This window comes from Streptomyces sp. URMC 124 (assembly GCF_051386455.1).
Lineage (GTDB): Bacteria > Actinomycetota > Actinomycetes > Streptomycetales > Streptomycetaceae > Streptomyces.
In genome coordinates this window covers 1-17,625 of sequence record NZ_JBPQTS010000154.1, presented here as the reverse complement: position 1 = coordinate 17,625, position 17,625 = coordinate 1, and the positions used below count along the sequence as shown (strand labels likewise).

Sequence of the window (17,625 nt, the reverse complement as noted above, 5' to 3'; positions counted from 1 at the left end):
TCCTACGACCCGTCCCCGGCCCCCGCCGCCCACAGCGGCCCCGCCTGGGGGGACGGACGCGGCGCGGCCGGCACCGGCCGCTCCCCGGCGCCCGTCGGCCACGACCCGCGCGGCGGCCTGAGCGCGCCCCACGACTCCCGAGCGGGCGCCGGCACCGCCCCGCTCGGCGCCCCCGGCCGCTACGCCGCGGCGCCCGCGCAGGACGGCGCCGTACGGCTGGCGGGGTCGCAGGTCCCCATCGGCCCGGGGCCGCGCGTCGCCGACGGCCGCGACACCCGCTCCCCGTCCGGCACCGGGCCCGCCACGGGCTGGGTGCGCCCGCCCGCAGGCGTGCCCGGCAGCGGGGCGGCCGCCACGTCCGTGCCCGCGCAGACCACCGGCCCGGCGGCCGACGGCACCACCAATACGCCCGGAGACCAGGGGCGTTGGCGGCCCTGGCGGTTCCGCATGTCCAACGACGTCTGGGGCACGCCCACGGTGGCCGGCGAGCTGCTGTACGTCACCTCCTTCGAGGTGCACGCCCTCGATGTGGCCACCGGCCGGCGCCAGTTCAAGACGCGGGACGTGGCCTGGGCGATGGCCGTCACCGACGGCCGCATCCACGCCTCCGACGGCCCCACGCTCTACGCCCTCGACGCGGCCGACGGCTCCGAGCGCTGGCGGCTCGCCACCGACGGCTGGGTCTACTCCCTGCGGGCCGACCGCGGCACGGTCGTCACGGGCACCCGCGGGGGCGGCGTCCAGGCCTGGGAAGCCGCCAACGGCGAGCTTCTGTGGGAGATGGGCGGCGCCCAGACCGACTTCGAGACGCCCGACTGCGGCCCGCTCGTCCACGACGGCACCGTCTACGTATGGGCCGACGCCCGGCTGCGCGCCCTCGAAGCCCGCACCGGCGCCGAGCGCTGGTCGTATCCCGTGGGCGACACCGCCTCCTGCGGCGGCGTCCCTGTGCGGCTGCTGAACGGGCCCGACGGCGTCGTCTACGTCGCCGCCGGTACGCGCGTGCTCGCCATCGACGTGGCCCGCGGCGACGTGCGCTGGCGGTTCGAGGCGCCCGCCGTCTTCCTCAGCCCGCCGGCCTTCGCCCCCGGCCCCGCCGTCACCGGAGGCGGCGTCTACATCGCCGACTACCTGGGCACCGTCTACGCCCTGGACGCGGCCACCGGCCGTGACCGCTGGCGCATCGCCACCGAGGCCCGGCAGTCCACCGAGCCGGTGCTCGTCTCGGCCGGCTCGGTCCACCTGGGCAGCGGCGGGGCGCTCTACACGCTGGACGCGGTCACGGGCACGCCCAAGTGGCGGTTCGCCGCGGGCGGCGATGTGGTGGGCGCCCCCGTCGTCGCCGATGGCCGCATCCACTTCGGCTCCGCCGACCACTGCCTGTACACGGTGGACGCGGCGGGCGGGCAGCTGCGCTGGAAGCTCGCCACGGGCGGGGAGATCACGGGCTCGCCGGTGGTGGCGGGCGGCGTGGTGTACGCGTGCAGCAAGGACCGCTGTGTGTACGCGCTGGACGCCGCCAAGGGCACCGGCATGTCGTCGCGGCGGTAAGGACGGGCTCGCGGCCCCGCAGGGCGCTTCAGCGCAGGCGGTGCCCCCGCTCCCGTGCGGTGAACAGCCGCGCCTGCTGTTCCGGCGGCAGGTTGCCGAGGGAGATCAGGTGCGGGGCCAGCGAGAGCGCGCGCTCCAGCGTGGCCTCCTTCGCCGCCCACAAGGCCCGTACGGTGCCCTGCACCGCTTCGGTCGGGCAGGCGGCGATGACGGCGGCCGCGCGCAGGGCGGCGTCGACGGCCCCGCCGGGCGCGGTCAGCTCGGAGACCAGGCCGATCTCGTACGCCCGCCGCGCGGAGAGCCGCTCGGCGGTGCCCATCAAAGCCAGGCGGGCGGCTTCGCCGAAGGGCATGCGCTGCGTCATGTGGATCGCCTCATACGCGCTGACCATGCCGTAGGTCGTGTGCGGGTCGAAGAACGTGGCGTTCTCGGCGGCCACGACGAACTCCGCCTCACCGAGCAGGTAGAACGCCCCGCCGCACGCCATTCCGCCGACCGCCGCGAGGACCGGCTTCCACAGGTCGGACGACTTGGGGCCGGCGGTGCGCAGGGGATCGTCCAGGGAGTAGGGCGAGCCGGGCTGGGGGACGGCGGCGGAGCGGTCGATGCCGGTGCAGAAGGCCCGGTCCCCGGCACCGGTCAGTACGACGGCCCGGACGCTGTCGTCGAAGCGGAAACGGCGCCAGACGGCGGTGAGTTCGCCGATCGCGGCCAGGTCGAGGGCGTTGTGCCGTGCGGGCCGGTCGAGGGTGACGAGGGCGACGCCGTCGGTGCGCATCTCCGTGCGGATCACGATGCCTCCAGCAGCCACCGCGGTACGACGACGCCGCCCGCGAGCCGCGCGAAGGTGACGCGCACGGGCGCGCCGATGCAGAGGAGAGAGGGGTCGACGGAGTCGATGTCCGCGTCGGGTGCCGCCACGAGGTTGCCGGGGATGCGGAGGTGCGGGGCGTCGGCCAGCTCCACGATCACGACGTTGTACGGGGCGCGCGCCGCGTAGGCGGGCAGGAGCGGCGGATGGGGCAGGACGTACGACCAGATGCGGCCGCGGCCGGTCATGCGGCGCCATTCGCTGTCGAAGGACCGGCAGTGCGGGCAGCACGGGCGGGGCGGGAAGCGCAGCTCACCGCACCCGGCGCAGGCCTGCATGCGCAGCTCGCCACGGGCCGCGAACTCCCAGAAGGGCGCCCCGTCCTCGTCGGGCTCCGGTGGCAGGAGGCCGTTGTCAGTGGTGCCCCTCATCATGGAGGACATGAGCTCAACTCCTCAGCAGCAGAGCCGAAGTGGGGACGCACTCGCCCGCCGTGACCAGGCAGGTCCCGGCACCCGGCACCTGGGCGGTCGAGGTGCCGCGCAGCTGGCGGACGCCTTCGGTGATGAGGTTGAAGCCGTGGACATACGCCTCGCTGAGCCCGCCGCCGGCGGTGTTCACCGGAAGCCTGCCGCCGAGTTCGAGCGCGCCGTCCTCGGTGAAGGCGGCGCCCTCGCCGCGCCCGCAGAAGCCGTAGCCTTCGAGGGAGAGCGGGATGAGCGGGGTGAAGGCGTCGTAGATCTGGGCGACGTCGATGTCCTGCGGGCCGAAGTCGGCCGTCTTCCACAGCTGCCTGGCCGCGGTCCAGGAGGGGCCGGTGAGCGGGTCGTCGTTCCAGTAGTTGACCATGCCGTGGTGCTGGGCCGGCAGCCCCTGCGCGGCGGCGTGCACGTAGACGGGGGAGTGGCGGCAGTCGCGGGCGCGCTCGGCGGAGACGACGACGCAGGCGAGGGCGCCGTCCGTCTCCAGGCAGTTGTCGAAGAGGCAGAGCGGTTCGCTGATCCAGCGGGAGGCCATATAGGTCTCGCGGGTCAGCGGGCGCCCGTGCATGATCGCGTCCGGGTTCCGTCCGGCGTGGTTGCGGCAGGCCAGGGCGACGTTGAAGAAGTGGTCGCGGGTGGCGCCGTACTCGTGCATGTAGCGGCGGGCGAGCATGGCGATCTCGTCGGCCGGGCGCAGGAGGCCGTACGGGCGGGTCCACTGCGCCGGGGTGGGCAGCTGTCTGCGGGTGTCGGTCCAGGGGCGGGGGCCGGAGCCGCGTTTGCGGGAGCGCCAGGCCACGCCGACGGAGGCCTGGCCGGTGGCGATCGCCGTGGCGAGGTGGGCGACGGTCGCGCAGGAGGCGCCGCCGCCGAAGCCGGTCCTGGCGAAGAAGGTCACGTCGCCCGCGCCGATGGCCTTGGCGACCTCGACCTCGTCGGTCTCCTCCATGGTGTAGGAGGCGAAGGCGTCGACCTGGGAAGGGGGGATGCCCGCGTCGTCGAGCGCGGCCAGGATCGCGCGGCAGGCCAGGGTCTTTTCTGACGCATCGAGACGGCGGGCGAAGGGGGTCTGTCCTATGCCGACGATTGCGGTGGCGTCCTTGAGCGCTGTGCGCGCCGTGCGCGCTGCCGGTGCTGCCGGTGTCGTGCGTCTCGCGGCCATGGTCCCCTCCGTCGCGTCCGTTGCCTCCGTGCTCCGGTTGCTCCCCCTGCTACCGCTGCTGCTCCTGCTGACAGCGCGGAAGGCTATCGCTAATCTGACGAACAGTCAGCAGTGGGCGGGCCGGGGCGGCGGGGAGGGCACGCGATGCGCGGAGACCTGGAGTTCATGTCCATACCCCGGCTGGTCCGCACGGCCGCGGCGCGGTACGGCGACCGCGAGGCGGTGGTCGAGGGCCGCACCCGGATCGGTTACGAACAGCTCGCCGCCCGGATCGAGCGGGCCGCCGCCGGCTGCCTCGCGGCCGGCGTCGAGGCAGGGGACCGCGTGGCCGTCTGGGCGCCGAATACGCTCGACTGGATCGTCTCCGCTCTGGGGGCCGTCACGGCCGGCGCCGTGCTCGTTCCGGTCAACACCCGGCTCAGGGGTGCCGAGGCGGTGCAGGTGCTCGCGCGCACCCGGGCGAAGCTGCTCTTCGTCACCGGTACGTTCCTCGGCACGTCCTACGTCGCCGCCCTGCGTCGTGCGGCAGGCGGCCCGTACGGCGCCGCTGCCTCCGGTGCCACCCGTGCCTCCGGTGCCACCCGTGCCTCCGGTGCCACCCGTGCCTCAGGCGCCGCCCGTGCCTCCGGTGGCGACGACGCCGCCGGAGGGCCCCTGCGCGGGCTGCCGCACCTGCGCGAGGTCGTGGTGCTGGCCGAGGACGCGCCGTCCGGCTTCCGGACCTGGAAGGACTTCCTCGCGGCGGGCGATGCGGTGCCGGCCTGGGCCGTACGGGCGCGGGCGAACGCCGTCGGCCCCGATGTGCCGTCGGACATCATCTTCACCTCCGGCACCACGGGCGAGCCCAAGGGCGTGGTGGTCACCCACGCCCAGAGCCTGCGCGCGTTCGGGGCCTGGAGCGACATCGCCGGGCTGCGGAGAGGGGACCGCTATCTGATCGTCAACCCCTTCTCGCACACCTTCGGCTACAAGGCAGGTGTCCTCGCCTGCCTGATGCGCGGCGCGGTGATGGTGCCGCAAGCCGTGTTCGCGGTGGAGGCGGTGCTGGCCCACATCGTGGCGGAGCGCATCACCGTGCTGCCCGGCCCGCCCACCCTCCATCAGGCGCTGCTGGACCACCCGGCCCACAGAACGGGCGTCCTGTCCTCGCTGCGGCTGGTGGTGACGGGCGCGGCGGACGTCGACCCGCGGCTGATCGAGCGGCTGCGGGACGAGGCCGGCATCCCCACGGTCCTCACGGCCTACGGGATGAGCGAAGCCACCGGCGTCGTCACCATGTGCCGCCGTGACGACCGCACCGAAGTCATCGCGGGCACCTCCGGGAGGGCCGTTCCGGACACCGAGGTCAAGGTCGTGGGGGCCGACGGGAAGGCGCTGGGGCCGGGGCGGCCGGGCGAGGTCCTCGTACGCGGATACCAGGTGATGGCGGGCTACTTCGAGGACCCTCGCGCCACGGCCGAAGCTGTCGACGTGGACGGCTGGCTGCACACCGGCGACATCGGGGTGCTGGACGGCGAGGGCAATCTGCGGATCACCGACCGCATCAAGGACATGTTCGTGGCCGGCGGTTTCAACGTCTATCCGGCGGAGGTGGAGCGGGTGCTGGCCCGGCACCCGGGCATCGCGGAAGTCGCGGTCGTCGGCGTGCCCGACAAGCGGCTCGGCGAGGTCGGCAAGGCCTTCGTGGTCCGCAGGGGCGGCGGCCCGGACGCGTCGGCGGAGGAGCTCATCGCCTGGGCGCGGCACGAGATGGCCGCCTACAAAGTCCCGCGCGAGGTGGAGTTCGTTCCCGTGCTGCCGCGCAATGCCTCAGGCAAGGTGCTCAAGCGCGGATTGCGGCAAGCAGGCGGAATGGCGGCGGAATAACGAAGGGCAGCGGCGCGGTCAGCGGCGCCGGGCGGACCGGGCGGCCAAGATGCGGTCCGGAAACCCAGCAGGGCTCGCCCGGGCCCGAATCCGCACGACCGTGAACGAGGTGGTTGCGATGCCGCTTTCCGTCGAAGAGCGTGAGAAATTCCTGGTCGGCCCGCACATTGCGGCGCTCGCCGTGGATTCCGGCGTGGAAGGGCGCGGTCCGGTGAACGTGCCCGTCTGGTACGTCTACCGTCCGGGCGGTGAGGTCGTGCTCGTCACCGGCCGCGCCTCCCGCAAAGCACAGCTCATTGCCGATGCCGGGCGATTCACGCTCATGGTGGACCGGACGTCTCCGACGTACCGGTACGTCTCCGTCGAGGGCGAGCTCGTTTCGGTCGAAACGGCGACGAAGGAGCTGGCGAGGGAGATTGCCGCCCGTTACCTGCCGACGGAATCGGCGGTCGAGGCGCACGTCGAGAGGATCACGGCCGACCCGGAAGCGGTCGTGGCGATCAGGATGCGGCCGCAGCACTGGCTCTCGGCCGACCTGGGTGGCGCGAGCTGAGCGGCAGGGCCGCTGCGGCTGCAGCGGCCCCTAGCGGGACGCTCCTGCGGCGTGGAGCCCGGGCGCCAGGGTGGTGTGGTCGTCGGCACCGCCCGTGGTGTGGTCGTCGGCGCCACCGGTGGTGTGGTCGTCCGGGCCGCCCGTGGTGTGGTCGTCCCCCGGGGCGGCCGCGCCGCCACCGAGCGAGTGCGCGAGCTGCACGGCGGCGACCGGGGTCTCCCGGGTGGTGTGGTCGTCGGCGCCCGCGGCGGCTGCGGGGCCGGCCGTCGCCAGGGCCCCGGCGGCGGCCAGGGCGGCTATGACGAGAGCTTTCTTCGTGCGCGTGCTGGTGGCGTTCATTTCCGACTCCTCTGATTCGGGGGGTGGTAATGCCGTGGTGGTGCGCATGCCAGCGAACGTAGCGGGTGAGGACGGCCACGTCCGCGGTTCGGACGGAAGTGTGTGAACTCCGGTCCGCTTGTCTGCAGTTCGGCGCCAAAGGCGCATGACCGCAGGGGCCGACGTCGACGGCTTCCCCTCCGTGCTGCCGACGCCGGCCCCTGCGGTCCCCCGTTGGTACTTGGCTGTTCAGTTGTCGTGCCGTTCCCCCGTTCACCTTCTTCAATTGTTGTGCGTCCCCCGTGCTGTTCCCCCGTGCTGTTCCCCCGTTGTGCTCCCCCGTGGTGTTTCCTTGTTGCGATGGCGCCTTTCTCCCCGTCCGGCGTCCCCCGTACCGCTCATGCGCCGGACGACCCCCGTTGGATCCCCCGTGGAAGACCCGCCGTTCGGATCCCCCGTCGTGCTTTCCCCCGTGCTTCCTTGCTTTCGTGCTGCCGTGCTGTTGTGCATTCCCCCGTCGTACGTTCCCCCGTACGGCTCCCCCGTCGTACGTCCCCCGTACGTTTCCCCCGACGTACGTCTTCCCCCGGGTACGTCCCCTGCGGTACTTCCTCCCCGGAACGTTCCCGTGGTCGTGCTCTCCCCCCGAGGCCCCCGGCCGGAGGGTTCCTGGCCGCCGATGTCTTCGGTCAGAAACCCCCCGCCCCGGGAGTCCGGTCAGACGAGCCCGTCAGACGAGCCCCGTTTTGGGCTTGTCACCCGTGGCGTGGTCGTCCATGACGACCCGGTCCTCCGTCGGGATGGGCTTCTTGTTCTTCAGGACGGTTTTGTCCTTCAGGACGATCGGTTCACCTATGGTGGCGTGGTCGTCCGGCGGCGGCGCGAACTGCTGCCCTGCCGCGAACGTCCCGCCCGTGGCGTGGTCGTCCTGCGGTGTGGCCACGCCTGGCGTGAGCTTGCGCTCGTCGCTCATAGCGATCAACTCCGATGGGTCGGTGCGAGTCGTTTGGCGTGAGGGGATGGTGCTGGGATGCAGAACCCGCCCGGCGACTCCCCCGATGGCCGCCGGACGGGGACTGGGGCTGATCACCCCTGAGGTGAGGCCTCACCTACGACCCGTCTGCCCCCCGACGCGACGGATCGACAGGACTCAGACTGCCGTGTCGCGATAAACGATCGATGAACGGGCACGTGGCAGGGTTTTTTAGGGGCCATGTGGCCCTTGCGGGACGCTTCCGGAGGGGGGTTCGAGGCATCGCACGAAGCTTCGGAACGTGCGCTTCCGCTGGGCGTGCCGTCCGGCGCTACCTGACCGCTACCCCGGAGCCAGGAGTTCCACCCTCGCCGCGGCGACCGCCTGACAAAAGCCTTGGACCGCCGCCCCGAGCCGCTGCCCCCCGAGCCGCTGCCCCCGAGCCGCAGTCCCGGCCCGCTAAGCGGCCGTGGCCACCGACAGCAGGTCGCGTACGTCGGCCGCCTCCGACGACCCCAGCTGCTCGTAGATGGCCAGCGCCTCCGTCCAGCAGGCCCGCGCCCGGCCCGGCTGCCCCAGGGCGTCCAGCGAGCGCCCCAGCACGGTCAGGACGTTGCCGCGCCGCCACTCGCCGCCGATGCCGCGCAGCTTCAGCGCCTGCTCGGCGTGGTGGGCGGCGGCGGTCGGCCGCCCGGCCGCCAGGTGGACCTCCGCCAGCCGGTAGTGGGTCATGCCCTCCCACAGCCGCTGCCGGTTGTCGACGAAGATCGGCATGGCTTCGTTCAGCTGCCGCAGCGCGTCCTCGAACCGGCGGGCGTGCGTGAGCACCAGCCCGTACGTGTACAGGCCGTTCGCCAGCCGCCAGCTGACGTTGATCTCGCGGTAGATGGCGAGCGCCTGCTCGGCGAGCTCGACCGCCGAGCGGGTGCGCCCGGTGTCGAGGTGGACGCGGGCGAGGTTGCTGAGGGCGCTGGCTTCGCAGGGCCGGTTGCCGTCGGCGCGGAAGCACTCCAGCGCCTGCTCGATGTACGCCTCGGCGTCCTCGTGGCGGTGCTGGTAGATGGCGATGATGCCGCGGTTGTTGGAGGCGTAGCCGCAGGGGATGGGGTCCTCCGTGGCGCGCCCGAGGAGGACGGCGTGCAGGGCCTGCTCGTCGGCCTGGTCGAAGCGGCCGGCGAGGCTGTACACGTGCGTGAGGACGGTCCGGGCGCGGCCCTCGGCCCGGGTGTCCCCGGCCTCCTGGGTGGCGGCCAGCAGCGCGGTCGCGGCCTGCTCGTAGAGGCGGGAGTCGGCGCCGGACTCGGCGAGGTCCTTGGCGGCGAGCAGCAGGTCGACGGCGCGGCGCAGGGTGTCGCCGGAGGCGGACGCGTGCTGGCGGACGCAGGCCAGCAGGCACCCGGCCTCGGCGAAGAGCCAGTCGCTCGCCGCGCCCCGGTCGGTGAAGACGAGCCCGGGGTGGGTCGTGGGCGTCAGGTGGGCCAGGAGCTGGTCGCCGGGCCGCTCCAGGACGTACACCCCGGCTGCCGTCGCGAGGTAGAAGTCCAGCAGCCGCGAGAGGGCGGCTTCGCGCTCGGCCGGGGGCTGCTCGTCGCGTTCGGCGCATGCACGCGCGTAGAGGCGTACGAGGTCGTGGTAGCGGTACCGGCCGGGTGCGGCGGACTCCAGGAGGGAGGTGTCGACCAGCGACTCCAGCAGCTCCTCCGTGGCGTCGATGCCGAGGTCCAGGACGGCCGCTGCGGCGGCCAGGGAGATGTCCGGGCCGTCGGCCAGCCCGAGGAGGCGGAAGGCGCGGGCCTGCCCCGGCTCCAGCTGCCCGTAGCCGAGTTCGAAGGTGGCGGTGACGGCGAGGTCGCCGGCGCGGAGTTCGTCCAGGCGGCGGCGTTCGTCGCCGAGCTTCCTGGCCAGTACCGAGACGGTCCAGGTGCGGCGGGCGGCCAGGCGGGAGGCGGCGATGCGGATGGCCAGGGGCAGGAAGCCGCAGGCGGCCACGACGTCCATCGCGGCGTCCCGCTCGGCCTCCACCCGCTCGGTGCCCACGATCCGGGTGAACAGCACCAGTGCCTCGTCCGGGCTCATCACGTCCAGGTCGACCAGGTGGGCCCCCGCCAGGCCCACCATGCGCGTGCGGCTGGTGACGAGCGCCGCGCAGCCTTCCGTGCCGGGCAGCAGCGGGCGGACCTGGGCGGCGTCGCGCGCGTTGTCCAGCAGGGCCAGCACGCGGCGGCCGTCGAGGGTGGAGCGGAAGAGGGCGGACCGCTCCTGGACGCCCTCGGGAATGGCGGAGTCAGGGATTCCGAGTGCGCGCAGGAACGATCCGAGCACTGCCTCCGGCTCGGCGGGCAGCGGGCCCGCGCCCTGCAGGTCGACGTAGAGCTGCCCGTCCGGGAAGTGGTGACGGGCGGCGTGCGCGACGTGCACCGCGAGCGTCGTCTTGCCGACGCCGCCGATGCCCGCCACCGCGGAGACGGCCATCACCCCGCCGGAGCACGTCGCCAGCTGGTCGCCGAGCTCGTCCACGAAGGCCGCGCGCCCCGTGAAGTCGGAGACCGTCGCGGGCAGCTGCGCGGGCCGGATGAAGGCGGGGCCCGCGCAGGGCCGGTCGTCCGGGACGAAGGGCAGGGCGAGGTCCGCGTCGGCGTTGAGGATGCGCTGCTGGAGCTCGGAGAGCTCGGGACAGGGGTCGACGCCGAGTTCGTCGGCGAGGAGGCGGCGGGTGTCGGCGTAGACGGCGAGGGCCTCGGCCTGGCGGCCGCTGCGGTAGAGGGCGAGCATCAGCAGCTCGCGCAGGCGCTCGCGCAGGGGGTGGGCGGCGGTCAGGGCGGTCAGCTCCGAGACGGCCTCGGCGTGGCTGCCGACCTCCAGGTCCAGGTCCAGGCGGGTCTCGATGAGCGACAGCCGCCACTCCTCCAGGCGCGTGCGCTGCGTCTCCGCGTACGGCCCCGGCAGGCCGGCCAGCGGCTCGCCGTCCCAGACGCCGAGCGCCTCGTTGATCAGGTCGCGGGCGCGGTGACGGTCACCGGAGGCGCGGGTCTTCTCCGCCTCGGCGACGAGGTGCTCGGCCCGGTCGATGTCGAGGCAGCCGAGGCCGATCCGGATCGCGTACCCCCCGGACTCGCTGACCAGGGCGTCCGCGTCGGGCCCGAACGCCTTGCGGAGCCGGGAGGCGTAGGTGCGCAGCGCGGCGAGGGCGGCGTGCGGGGGCTCGTCCCCCCACAGGGCGTCCACCAGCTCCGGCGCGGTGGCGGTCCGCCCGCCGCGCAGCAGCAGGGCGGCGAGGAGCGCCCGCTGCTGGGGCGAGCCGGTGTTCAGCAGCTCCCTGCCGCGGCGGGCCCGCACGGGCCCGAGCACGGTGAATCGGAGCTGCTGCCCGTGCCCTGTCTCGCCGGCCATGGTGACCCCCTGCTTGTCCCGCTCGGTCGCACGGCCAGTCTGCCTTGTCCGGGGGCTCTGCGTCAGCAGGGGTCCGGCCTCTCCACAAGGCCTGCCAGAGACCGCCCACGGCTGCGCACGCAGTGTGCTGACGGAGCGTCAGATCGTCGCTAACGTGTCAGTCATGGAGAGCATCCCCAGGATCATCTCGGTGGACGATCACACGGTCGAGCCTCCCCACGTCTGGTCGGACCGGCTACCGGCGAAGTTCCGCGACGTCGGGCCGCGGATCGTCCGGGCGCCGGTCAAGGAGTTGACCTTCGTCGGCGGAAGGTTCACTCCCGTCATGGGCGCCCCGGGCGAGCCCGGCCAGGAGGCCGACTGGTGGATCTATGAGGATTTGCACCGTCCGCTCACACGGCTGGATACCGCCGTCGGATACTCCAGGGACGACGTCAGGCTCGAAGGAATCACGTACGAACAGATGCGGCCCGGCTCCTACAGCGTGCCGGAACGCCTGGCCGATATGGACCGCAACCACGTCCAGTCCGCCCTCTGCTTCCCCACCTTCCCGCGCTTCTGCGGCCAGACCTTCACCGAAGCGTCCGACCGCGAACTCGCCCTCCTGGGCGTGCGCGCCTACAACGACTGGATGGTGGAGGAGTGGTGCGGCCCCGAGGCGCACGGGCGCCTGATACCGCTCGGCATCGTCCCCCTGTGGGACGCGGAACTCGCCGCCGCCGAGGTCCGCCGCAACGCCGAGCGCGGCGTGCGCGCCGTCTGCTTCTCCGAAATCCCCCCGCACCTGGGCCTCCCCTCCGTCCACACCGACGCCTGGGACCCCTTCCTGCGCGCCTGCGCGGAGACCCGCACCGTCATCGCCATGCACATCGGCTCCTCCTCGCGCATGCCGTCCACCTCGGCGGACGCCCCGCCCGCCGTCGGCTCCGTCATCACCTTCGCCAACTGCTGCTTCTCCCTGGCCGACTGGCTGATGTCCGGCGCCTTCGACCGCTTCCCGGACCTGCGCATCATGTACGCCGAGGGGCAGATCGGCTGGATCCCGTACACCCTGGAGCGCGCGGACGTCGTCTGGGAGCAGAACCGCGGCTGGGGCGGCGTCGCGGACAAGGTCCTGCGGCCGCCCTCCGAGCTCTTCGCCGAGCACGTCCACGGCTGCTTCTTCGACGACGCCTTCGGGCTGCGCAGCCTGGACGCGATCGGCGTCGGCAACGTCCTCTATGAGACCGACTACCCGCACTCCGACTCCACCTGGCCCCGCTCCAAGGAGGTCGCCGAGGAGCAGATGGGGCACCTGGCGCCGGACGTCGTGGAGCGGATCGTGCGGGGCAACGCGATCGAGCTGCTGGGGCTCACGGAGGAAGGGCTGTGGGCGCATGCGGCCGGGTGAGGAGGGGGCCGCGGCGGACGGTGGAGCGCCCGGCCGCCCGCAGGAGCGTCACGGCGACCCGCAGGCGCCGCCGCCGCGCGGCCTGCAAGTGCTGCCCGAGGGCCGCCTCTCGTACGGCATGCAGCTGCCCATCACCTCCCTGAGCACCCTCTACGCCGAGCCCTGGGAGGTCGAGGCGGGCCCCCACGACCTGCGGGAGGTCGCCGCGGCCGCCGACCGGCTCGGCTTCGCCTACCTCGCGACCTGCGACCACGTCGCCGTCCCCGTGCGCCTGGCCGCCGCCATGGGCACCGTCTGGTACGACCCGGTGGCCACCCTCGCCCACCTCGCCGCCGTCACGGAGCGCACCCTGCTGCTCAGCCACGTCGCCGTGGCCGCGCTCCGCCACCCGCTCGTGCTCGCCAAGCAGTACGCCACCGTCGACCGGCTCGCCGCGGGCCGGCTGGTCCTCGGGGTCGGGGCGGGGCACGTGCGCGAGGAGTTCCAGGCGCTCGGCGTGGACTTCGGGCGGCGCGGCACGATCCTGGACGAGACGGTCGACGCGCTCAAGGAGGCCCTCGGCCCCTCCGAGTTCCCGCAGTTCAGCGGCCGCCGCTTCGTCTTCCGCGGGCTCGGTCAGGCGCCCCGGCCGGTCCGTACGCCGCGCCCGCCCATCTGGGTCGGGGGCTCCTCGCCCGCGGCGCTGCGCCGGGCGGCGCTGCGGGGGGACGGCTGGCTGTCCCAGGGCGACCGGCGCGAGCAGTTGCCGCAGCGCATCGCCGTACTGCGGCGGCTGCGCGAGGAGGCGGGGCTGGGCGGGCTCGGCGGTCCGTTCGCCGTCGGAGCCATCTCCGAGGCGCTCTACGTCGGCACGCCCTCCTGGGACACCGGCCCCCGCACGCTGACCGGCCGCCCGGGCACGCTCGCGGAGTCGCTGCGGGTGTACGGGCAGATGGGCGTGAACCAGGTGCAGGTCCGGTTCCGCTGCCGCGACCTGCGCGAACTGCTCGACCAGATGGAGGCCTTCGCGGGCGGGGTCGCACCGCTGCTGGACGACTGAGCGCCCCTCCCGCGCGACGGGTCACGTAAACGCTTGCAGCAGGGCGATGAACACGACGGAGGTAAAAACACGCCATGGGCAAACTCGACGGCCGTGTCGTGCTCGTCACGGGTGCGGCGCGCGGGCAAGGCGAGCAGGAGGCGCGGCTGTTCGCTGCGGAGGGCGCGAAGGTCGTCCTCGCGGACGTCCTGGACGAACAGGGGAGGGCGGTAGCGAAGGAGCTGGGCTCCGATGCCGCCGCGTACGTCCACCTGGACGTCGGTGACGAGGAGCACTGGGCGGCTGCCGTCGCCGCTGCCGGGGAGGCCTTCGGCGGGCTCGACGGACTCGTCAACAACGCCGGGATCCTGCGCTGCAACCAGCTGACCGACACGCCCCGCAAGGAGTTCGCGGAGGTCTGCCGCGTCAACCAGCTCGGGGCGTTCCTCGGCATGCGCGCGGTCGCGCCCGGGCTGGCGGCGCGGGGCGGCGGCACCATCGTCAACACCTCCTCGTACGCCGCGCTGGCCGGCATGCCCTTCCTCACCTCCTACGCGGCCTCGAAGGCGGCCGTCCTCGCCATGACCCGGGTGGCCGCCCTGGAGCTGGCGGCCGACGGCATCCGGGTCAATGCCGTATGCCCGGGGGCGATCGACACGCCCATGACCGACCCTGCGGCCCTCGACCCGTCCGCCGACCCGGGCCGGGCGGCGGCCGCGGCGGCTGCGGCGGAGGCGTTCTACCGGAAGGCGGTGCCCCTGGGCCGGATAGGCCGCCCGGACGAGGTCGCGAGGCTGGCTCTCTACCTGACGGCGGACGACTCCTCGTACGTCACCGGGCAGCACTTCGTCGTGGACGGCGGCTGGCTGGCGGGGGTTCCGCTGCCGGTGTCTTGACGCTCCCGTCCGCCGGTGCCAGAGTCTCCCCCGTCTTCCCATATCTGACTGAGTGTCAGAAAATCTCGGGTGAGCGAACGAGCGAGCGGACGGACGGTGAACCTCCGTGGAATTCGGGATCTTCGTTCAGGGTTACGTTCCGGAGAGCCGGCGCCGGGGCGACCCGCAGGCCGAGCACCACGCGCTGATGGAGGAGACCGAGTACGTCATCCAGGCCGACCGGTCCGGCTTCAAGTACGCCTGGGCCTCCGAGCACCACTTCCTCGACGAGTACTCGCACCTCTCCGCGAACGACGTCTTCCTCGGCTACCTCGCCCACGCGACCGACCGTATCCACCTCGGCTCCGGCATCTTCAACCCGCTGCCGCAGGTCAACCACCCGGCCAAGGTCGCCGAGAAGGCCGCCATGCTCGACCACCTCTCCCGCGGCCGCTTCGAGTTCGGCACCGGGCGCGGGGCGGGCAGCCACGAGATCCTCGGGTTTCTGCCGGGCATCACCGACATGAACCGCACCAAGGAGATCTGGGAGGAGACGATCGCCGAGTTCCCCCGGATGTGGCTGGAGGACGAGTACCCCGGCTTCCGGGGCGAGCACTGGTCGCTGCCGCCGCGCAAGGTGCTCCCCAAGCCGTACGGGCCCGCGCACCCCGCCATGTGGTACGCGGCCGGGTCGCCCTCGTCGTACGCGATGGCCGCCCGCAAGGGGCTCGGCGTCCTCGGCTTCAGCGTGCAGAAGGTCGCCGACATGGAGTGGGTCGTCGACTCGTACAAGACGGCGATCGCGGCCGCCGAGCCCGTCGGCGCCTACGTCAACGACAACGTCATGGTCACCTCCACGGCCATCTGCGCGGAGACGCACGCGAAGGCCGTGGAGATCGCCGCCGCGGGCGGACTGCACTACCTCCAGTCGCTGCTGTTCCGCTACCACGACACGTTCCCCCGCCCCGAGGGCATCCCGCAGTGGCCCGAGCTGCTGCCGGAGTACACCGAGGAGATCATCGAACTCCTCATCGCCGAGGAGCTGATGATCTGCGGCGACCCCGACGAGGTGTTCCGCCAGTGCAAGCGGTGGGAGCAGGCGGGGGCGGACCAGCTGTCGTTCGGGCTGCCGGTCGGGGTGCCGTTCGAGGACACGATGCGCACGATCCGGCTGATCGGCGAGCACGTCATTCCGAAGATCGACACGGATCCGGTGCACCGGACGACACGCATGCGGCGGGCTGCTTGAGGGTGCCCCCGGTCCTGGGCCCCTCCTTCATGCACCGGGGCGGCGTCTTCCCGGATCCGCCGCCCCGGCCCCCGGGCCTCCGTCAGGTGCCCGCGCAGGCCACGACGGCCGACAAGCAGAGGCAGTGACGGCAGAGGCAGTGACGGCAAAGGCGTCGACGGCAAGGCAGGACGGCAAGGCATCGACGGCAAGGCAGCGACAGCAAAGGCAGCGACAGCAAAGGTGATGCGGCCATGCTCGACCACCTGATCAAGCGCGCCACTGTCATCGACGGCACCGGAGCCCCCTCCTACGTCGCCGACGTCGGCATCCGGGACGGGCGGATCGCCTCGATCGCACGGTCCCCGGCCCGGGTGAAGGCGGGCGGCCGGGTGGGGGAGCGGGCGCGGACCGAGGAGGACGGCGCCGGGCTGGTCCTCACCCCCGGATTCGTCGACCCGCACACCCACTACGACGCCCAGCTCTTCTGGGACCCCTACGCCGCGCCGTCCCTGAGCCACGGCGTCACCACCGTCGTCGGCGGCAACTGCGGCTTCAGCCTCGCTCCCCTGAACCCCGCGCGGCCCGACGACGCCGGCTACACGCGGCGCATGATGAGCAAGGTCGAGGGCATGTCGCTGGCCGCCCTGGAGGAGGGGGCGCCCTGGGACTGGTCGTCCTTCGGGGAGTACCTGGACGCCCTGGAGGGGCGGATCGCCGTCAACGCCGGGTTCATGGCCGGGCACTGCGCCCTGCGCCGGTACGTGATGGGCCCCGACGCCGTGGGCGGGCAGCCCGACGCCGGGCAGCTGCGGCGCATGACCGGCCTGCTGCACGAGGCGATGGACGCGGGAGCCTGGGGCCTGTCCACCACGCAGTCGTCCACCCACTCCGACGGCGACGGCCGCCCCGTGGCCTCCCGGCACGCACGACCCGACGAGCTGCTGGCGCTGTCGGCCGCGGTCGGCGAGCACGAGGGCACCCAGATCGAGGCGATCGTCTCCGGCTGCCTCGACCGGTTCGCGGACGCCGAGATCGACCTGCTGACGGGCATGACCGCCGCCGCCGGCCGCCCCCTCAACTGGAACGTCCTCACCATCGACGCCGCCGTCCCCGACCGCGTGCCCCGCCAGCTCACCGCGAGCGCGCGGGCCCGCGCCGCGGGCGGCCGGATCGTGGCCCTCACCATGCCGATCCTCACGCCCATGAACATGTCCCTGGGCACCTTCTGCGCACTGAACCTCATCCCCGGCTGGGGCGAGATCCTCGCCCTGCCCGTGCCCCACCGCATCACCGCCCTGCGCGACCCGGCCGTCCAGGCCGACATGCTGCGCCGCGCGCGCAGCCCCGAAGCGGGCGTCTTCCGCAGGCTGGCCCACTTCGGGCGGTACGTGATCGGCGATACGTACGCGAAGGAGAACGACGGCCTGACCGGGCGCGTCGTGGGCGACATCGCCGCCGAGCGCGGCCTCGACCCGTTCGCGTGCCTGGTGGAGATCTGCGCGGCCGACGAACTGCGCACCGTCCTGTGGCCGATGCCCTCCGACAACGACCCCGCGAGCTGGGAACTGCGCAGGGACACCTGGGAGCACCCGGACGTGCTGCTCGGCGGCTCGGACGCGGGCGCGCACCTGGACCGGATGTGCGGCGCGCCCTACACGACGCGCTTCCTCGGCGACTGCCTGCGCGGCCGCAAGCTGGTGCCGGTCGAGCGGGCCGTACAGATGCTGACGGACGAGCCGGCGCGCCTGTTCGGCCTGCGCGGGCGCGGCCGGATCGCCGAGGGCTATGCGGCCGACCTGGTCCTCTTCGACCCCGGCCGCATCGACGCCGGGCCCGCCGCGCTCGTCCACGACCTGCCGGGCGACGGGCCGCGGCTGGACTCGCGGGCGGTGGGCGTGGTCAGCGTACGGGTCAACGGGGTGGAGACGGTGCGGCACGACGTGGTGACGGGGGCGCTGCCGGGGACGGTGCTGCGGTCGGGGCGGGACACGGAGACGGTGGGGAC

General features: G+C 73.2%; 14 protein-coding genes. 8 read left to right on the top strand and 6 right to left on the bottom strand.

Features of this window, described 5'->3' with window-relative positions; all coding sequences use genetic code 11:
* Window positions 1–1,551, top strand: a 1,551-nt coding sequence (locus ACSNOG_RS26320; RefSeq protein WP_436755186.1) for an outer membrane protein assembly factor BamB family protein, incomplete at its 5' end; no start/stop codon positions are given.
* A gap of 28 nt (window positions 1,552–1,579) precedes the next feature.
* On the opposite strand, the gene ACSNOG_RS26315 is transcribed toward ACSNOG_RS26320, so the two are convergent.
* From ACSNOG_RS26315 to ACSNOG_RS26305, 3 genes are read right to left on the bottom strand one after another with little or no spacing between them, the layout of a single operon-like run.
* On the bottom strand, window positions 1,580–2,329 hold the full coding sequence (locus ACSNOG_RS26315; RefSeq protein WP_436755189.1) for an enoyl-CoA hydratase/isomerase family protein: 750 nt from the start codon (window positions 2,327–2,329) through the stop codon (window positions 1,580–1,582).
* A gap of 11 nt (window positions 2,330–2,340) precedes the next feature.
* Window positions 2,341–2,805, bottom strand: coding sequence for a Zn-ribbon domain-containing OB-fold protein (locus ACSNOG_RS26310; RefSeq protein WP_436755185.1), 465 nt, complete (start codon window positions 2,803–2,805; stop codon window positions 2,341–2,343).
* Window positions 2,806–2,809: 4 nt separating this feature from the next.
* On the bottom strand, window positions 2,810–4,006 hold the full coding sequence (locus ACSNOG_RS26305; RefSeq protein ID WP_436755184.1) for a lipid-transfer protein: 1,197 nt from the start codon (window positions 4,004–4,006) through the stop codon (window positions 2,810–2,812).
* 144 nt (window positions 4,007–4,150) lie between these two features.
* On the opposite strand from ACSNOG_RS26305, the gene ACSNOG_RS26300 reads away from it, so the two are divergent.
* Together ACSNOG_RS26300 and ACSNOG_RS26295 are read left to right on the top strand one after the other, a co-directional pair.
* On the top strand, window positions 4,151–5,872 hold the full coding sequence (locus ACSNOG_RS26300; RefSeq protein WP_436755183.1) for an AMP-binding protein: 1,722 nt from the start codon (window positions 4,151–4,153) through the stop codon (window positions 5,870–5,872).
* A gap of 118 nt (window positions 5,873–5,990) precedes the next feature.
* The gene (locus ACSNOG_RS26295) at window positions 5,991–6,425 is read left to right on the top strand and encodes a pyridoxamine 5'-phosphate oxidase family protein (protein WP_436755188.1); all 435 of its coding nucleotides are present in this window, start codon (window positions 5,991–5,993) and stop codon (window positions 6,423–6,425) included.
* 30 nt (window positions 6,426–6,455) lie between these two features.
* On the opposite strand, the gene ACSNOG_RS26290 is transcribed toward ACSNOG_RS26295, so the two are convergent.
* The 3 genes from ACSNOG_RS26290 to ACSNOG_RS26280 form a co-directional block, all read right to left on the bottom strand.
* Entirely contained in the window at window positions 6,456–6,764 is a 309-nt protein-coding gene (locus ACSNOG_RS26290; RefSeq protein WP_436755182.1) for a hypothetical protein, read from the bottom strand.
* A 709-nt stretch (window positions 6,765–7,473) separates the two neighbouring features.
* Window positions 7,474–7,716, bottom strand: coding sequence for a hypothetical protein (locus ACSNOG_RS26285; RefSeq protein ID WP_436755181.1), 243 nt, complete (start codon window positions 7,714–7,716; stop codon window positions 7,474–7,476).
* Between the two features lie 459 nt (window positions 7,717–8,175).
* Window positions 8,176–11,106, bottom strand: a complete 2,931-nt coding sequence (locus ACSNOG_RS26280) for an AfsR/SARP family transcriptional regulator (protein WP_436755180.1) — start codon at window positions 11,104–11,106, stop codon at window positions 8,176–8,178.
* 163 nt (window positions 11,107–11,269) lie between these two features.
* Between ACSNOG_RS26280 and ACSNOG_RS26275 the strand changes: the two genes are divergently transcribed.
* The 5 genes from ACSNOG_RS26275 to ACSNOG_RS26255 all read left to right on the top strand — a co-directional run.
* Entirely contained in the window at window positions 11,270–12,496 is a 1,227-nt protein-coding gene (locus tag ACSNOG_RS26275; RefSeq protein WP_436755179.1) for an amidohydrolase family protein, read from the top strand.
* A 118-nt stretch (window positions 12,497–12,614) separates the two neighbouring features.
* Window positions 12,615–13,535 (top strand): TIGR03619 family F420-dependent LLM class oxidoreductase, encoded by a 921-nt coding sequence (locus tag ACSNOG_RS26270; protein WP_436755187.1) that lies wholly within the window; start codon window positions 12,615–12,617, stop codon window positions 13,533–13,535.
* A 74-nt stretch (window positions 13,536–13,609) separates the two neighbouring features.
* Window positions 13,610–14,410 carry an SDR family NAD(P)-dependent oxidoreductase gene (locus ACSNOG_RS26265; protein WP_436755178.1) on the top strand — a complete coding sequence of 267 codons (801 nt, stop codon included), beginning with the start codon at window positions 13,610–13,612 and terminating at the stop codon, window positions 14,408–14,410.
* Window positions 14,411–14,516: 106 nt separating this feature from the next.
* Window positions 14,517–15,638, top strand: a complete 1,122-nt coding sequence (locus ACSNOG_RS26260) for an LLM class flavin-dependent oxidoreductase (RefSeq protein WP_436755177.1) — start codon at window positions 14,517–14,519, stop codon at window positions 15,636–15,638.
* 233 nt (window positions 15,639–15,871) lie between these two features.
* Window positions 15,872–17,625 (top strand): N-acyl-D-amino-acid deacylase family protein (locus ACSNOG_RS26255; protein ID WP_436755176.1); only part of this gene is annotated, 1,754 nt, incomplete at its 3' end.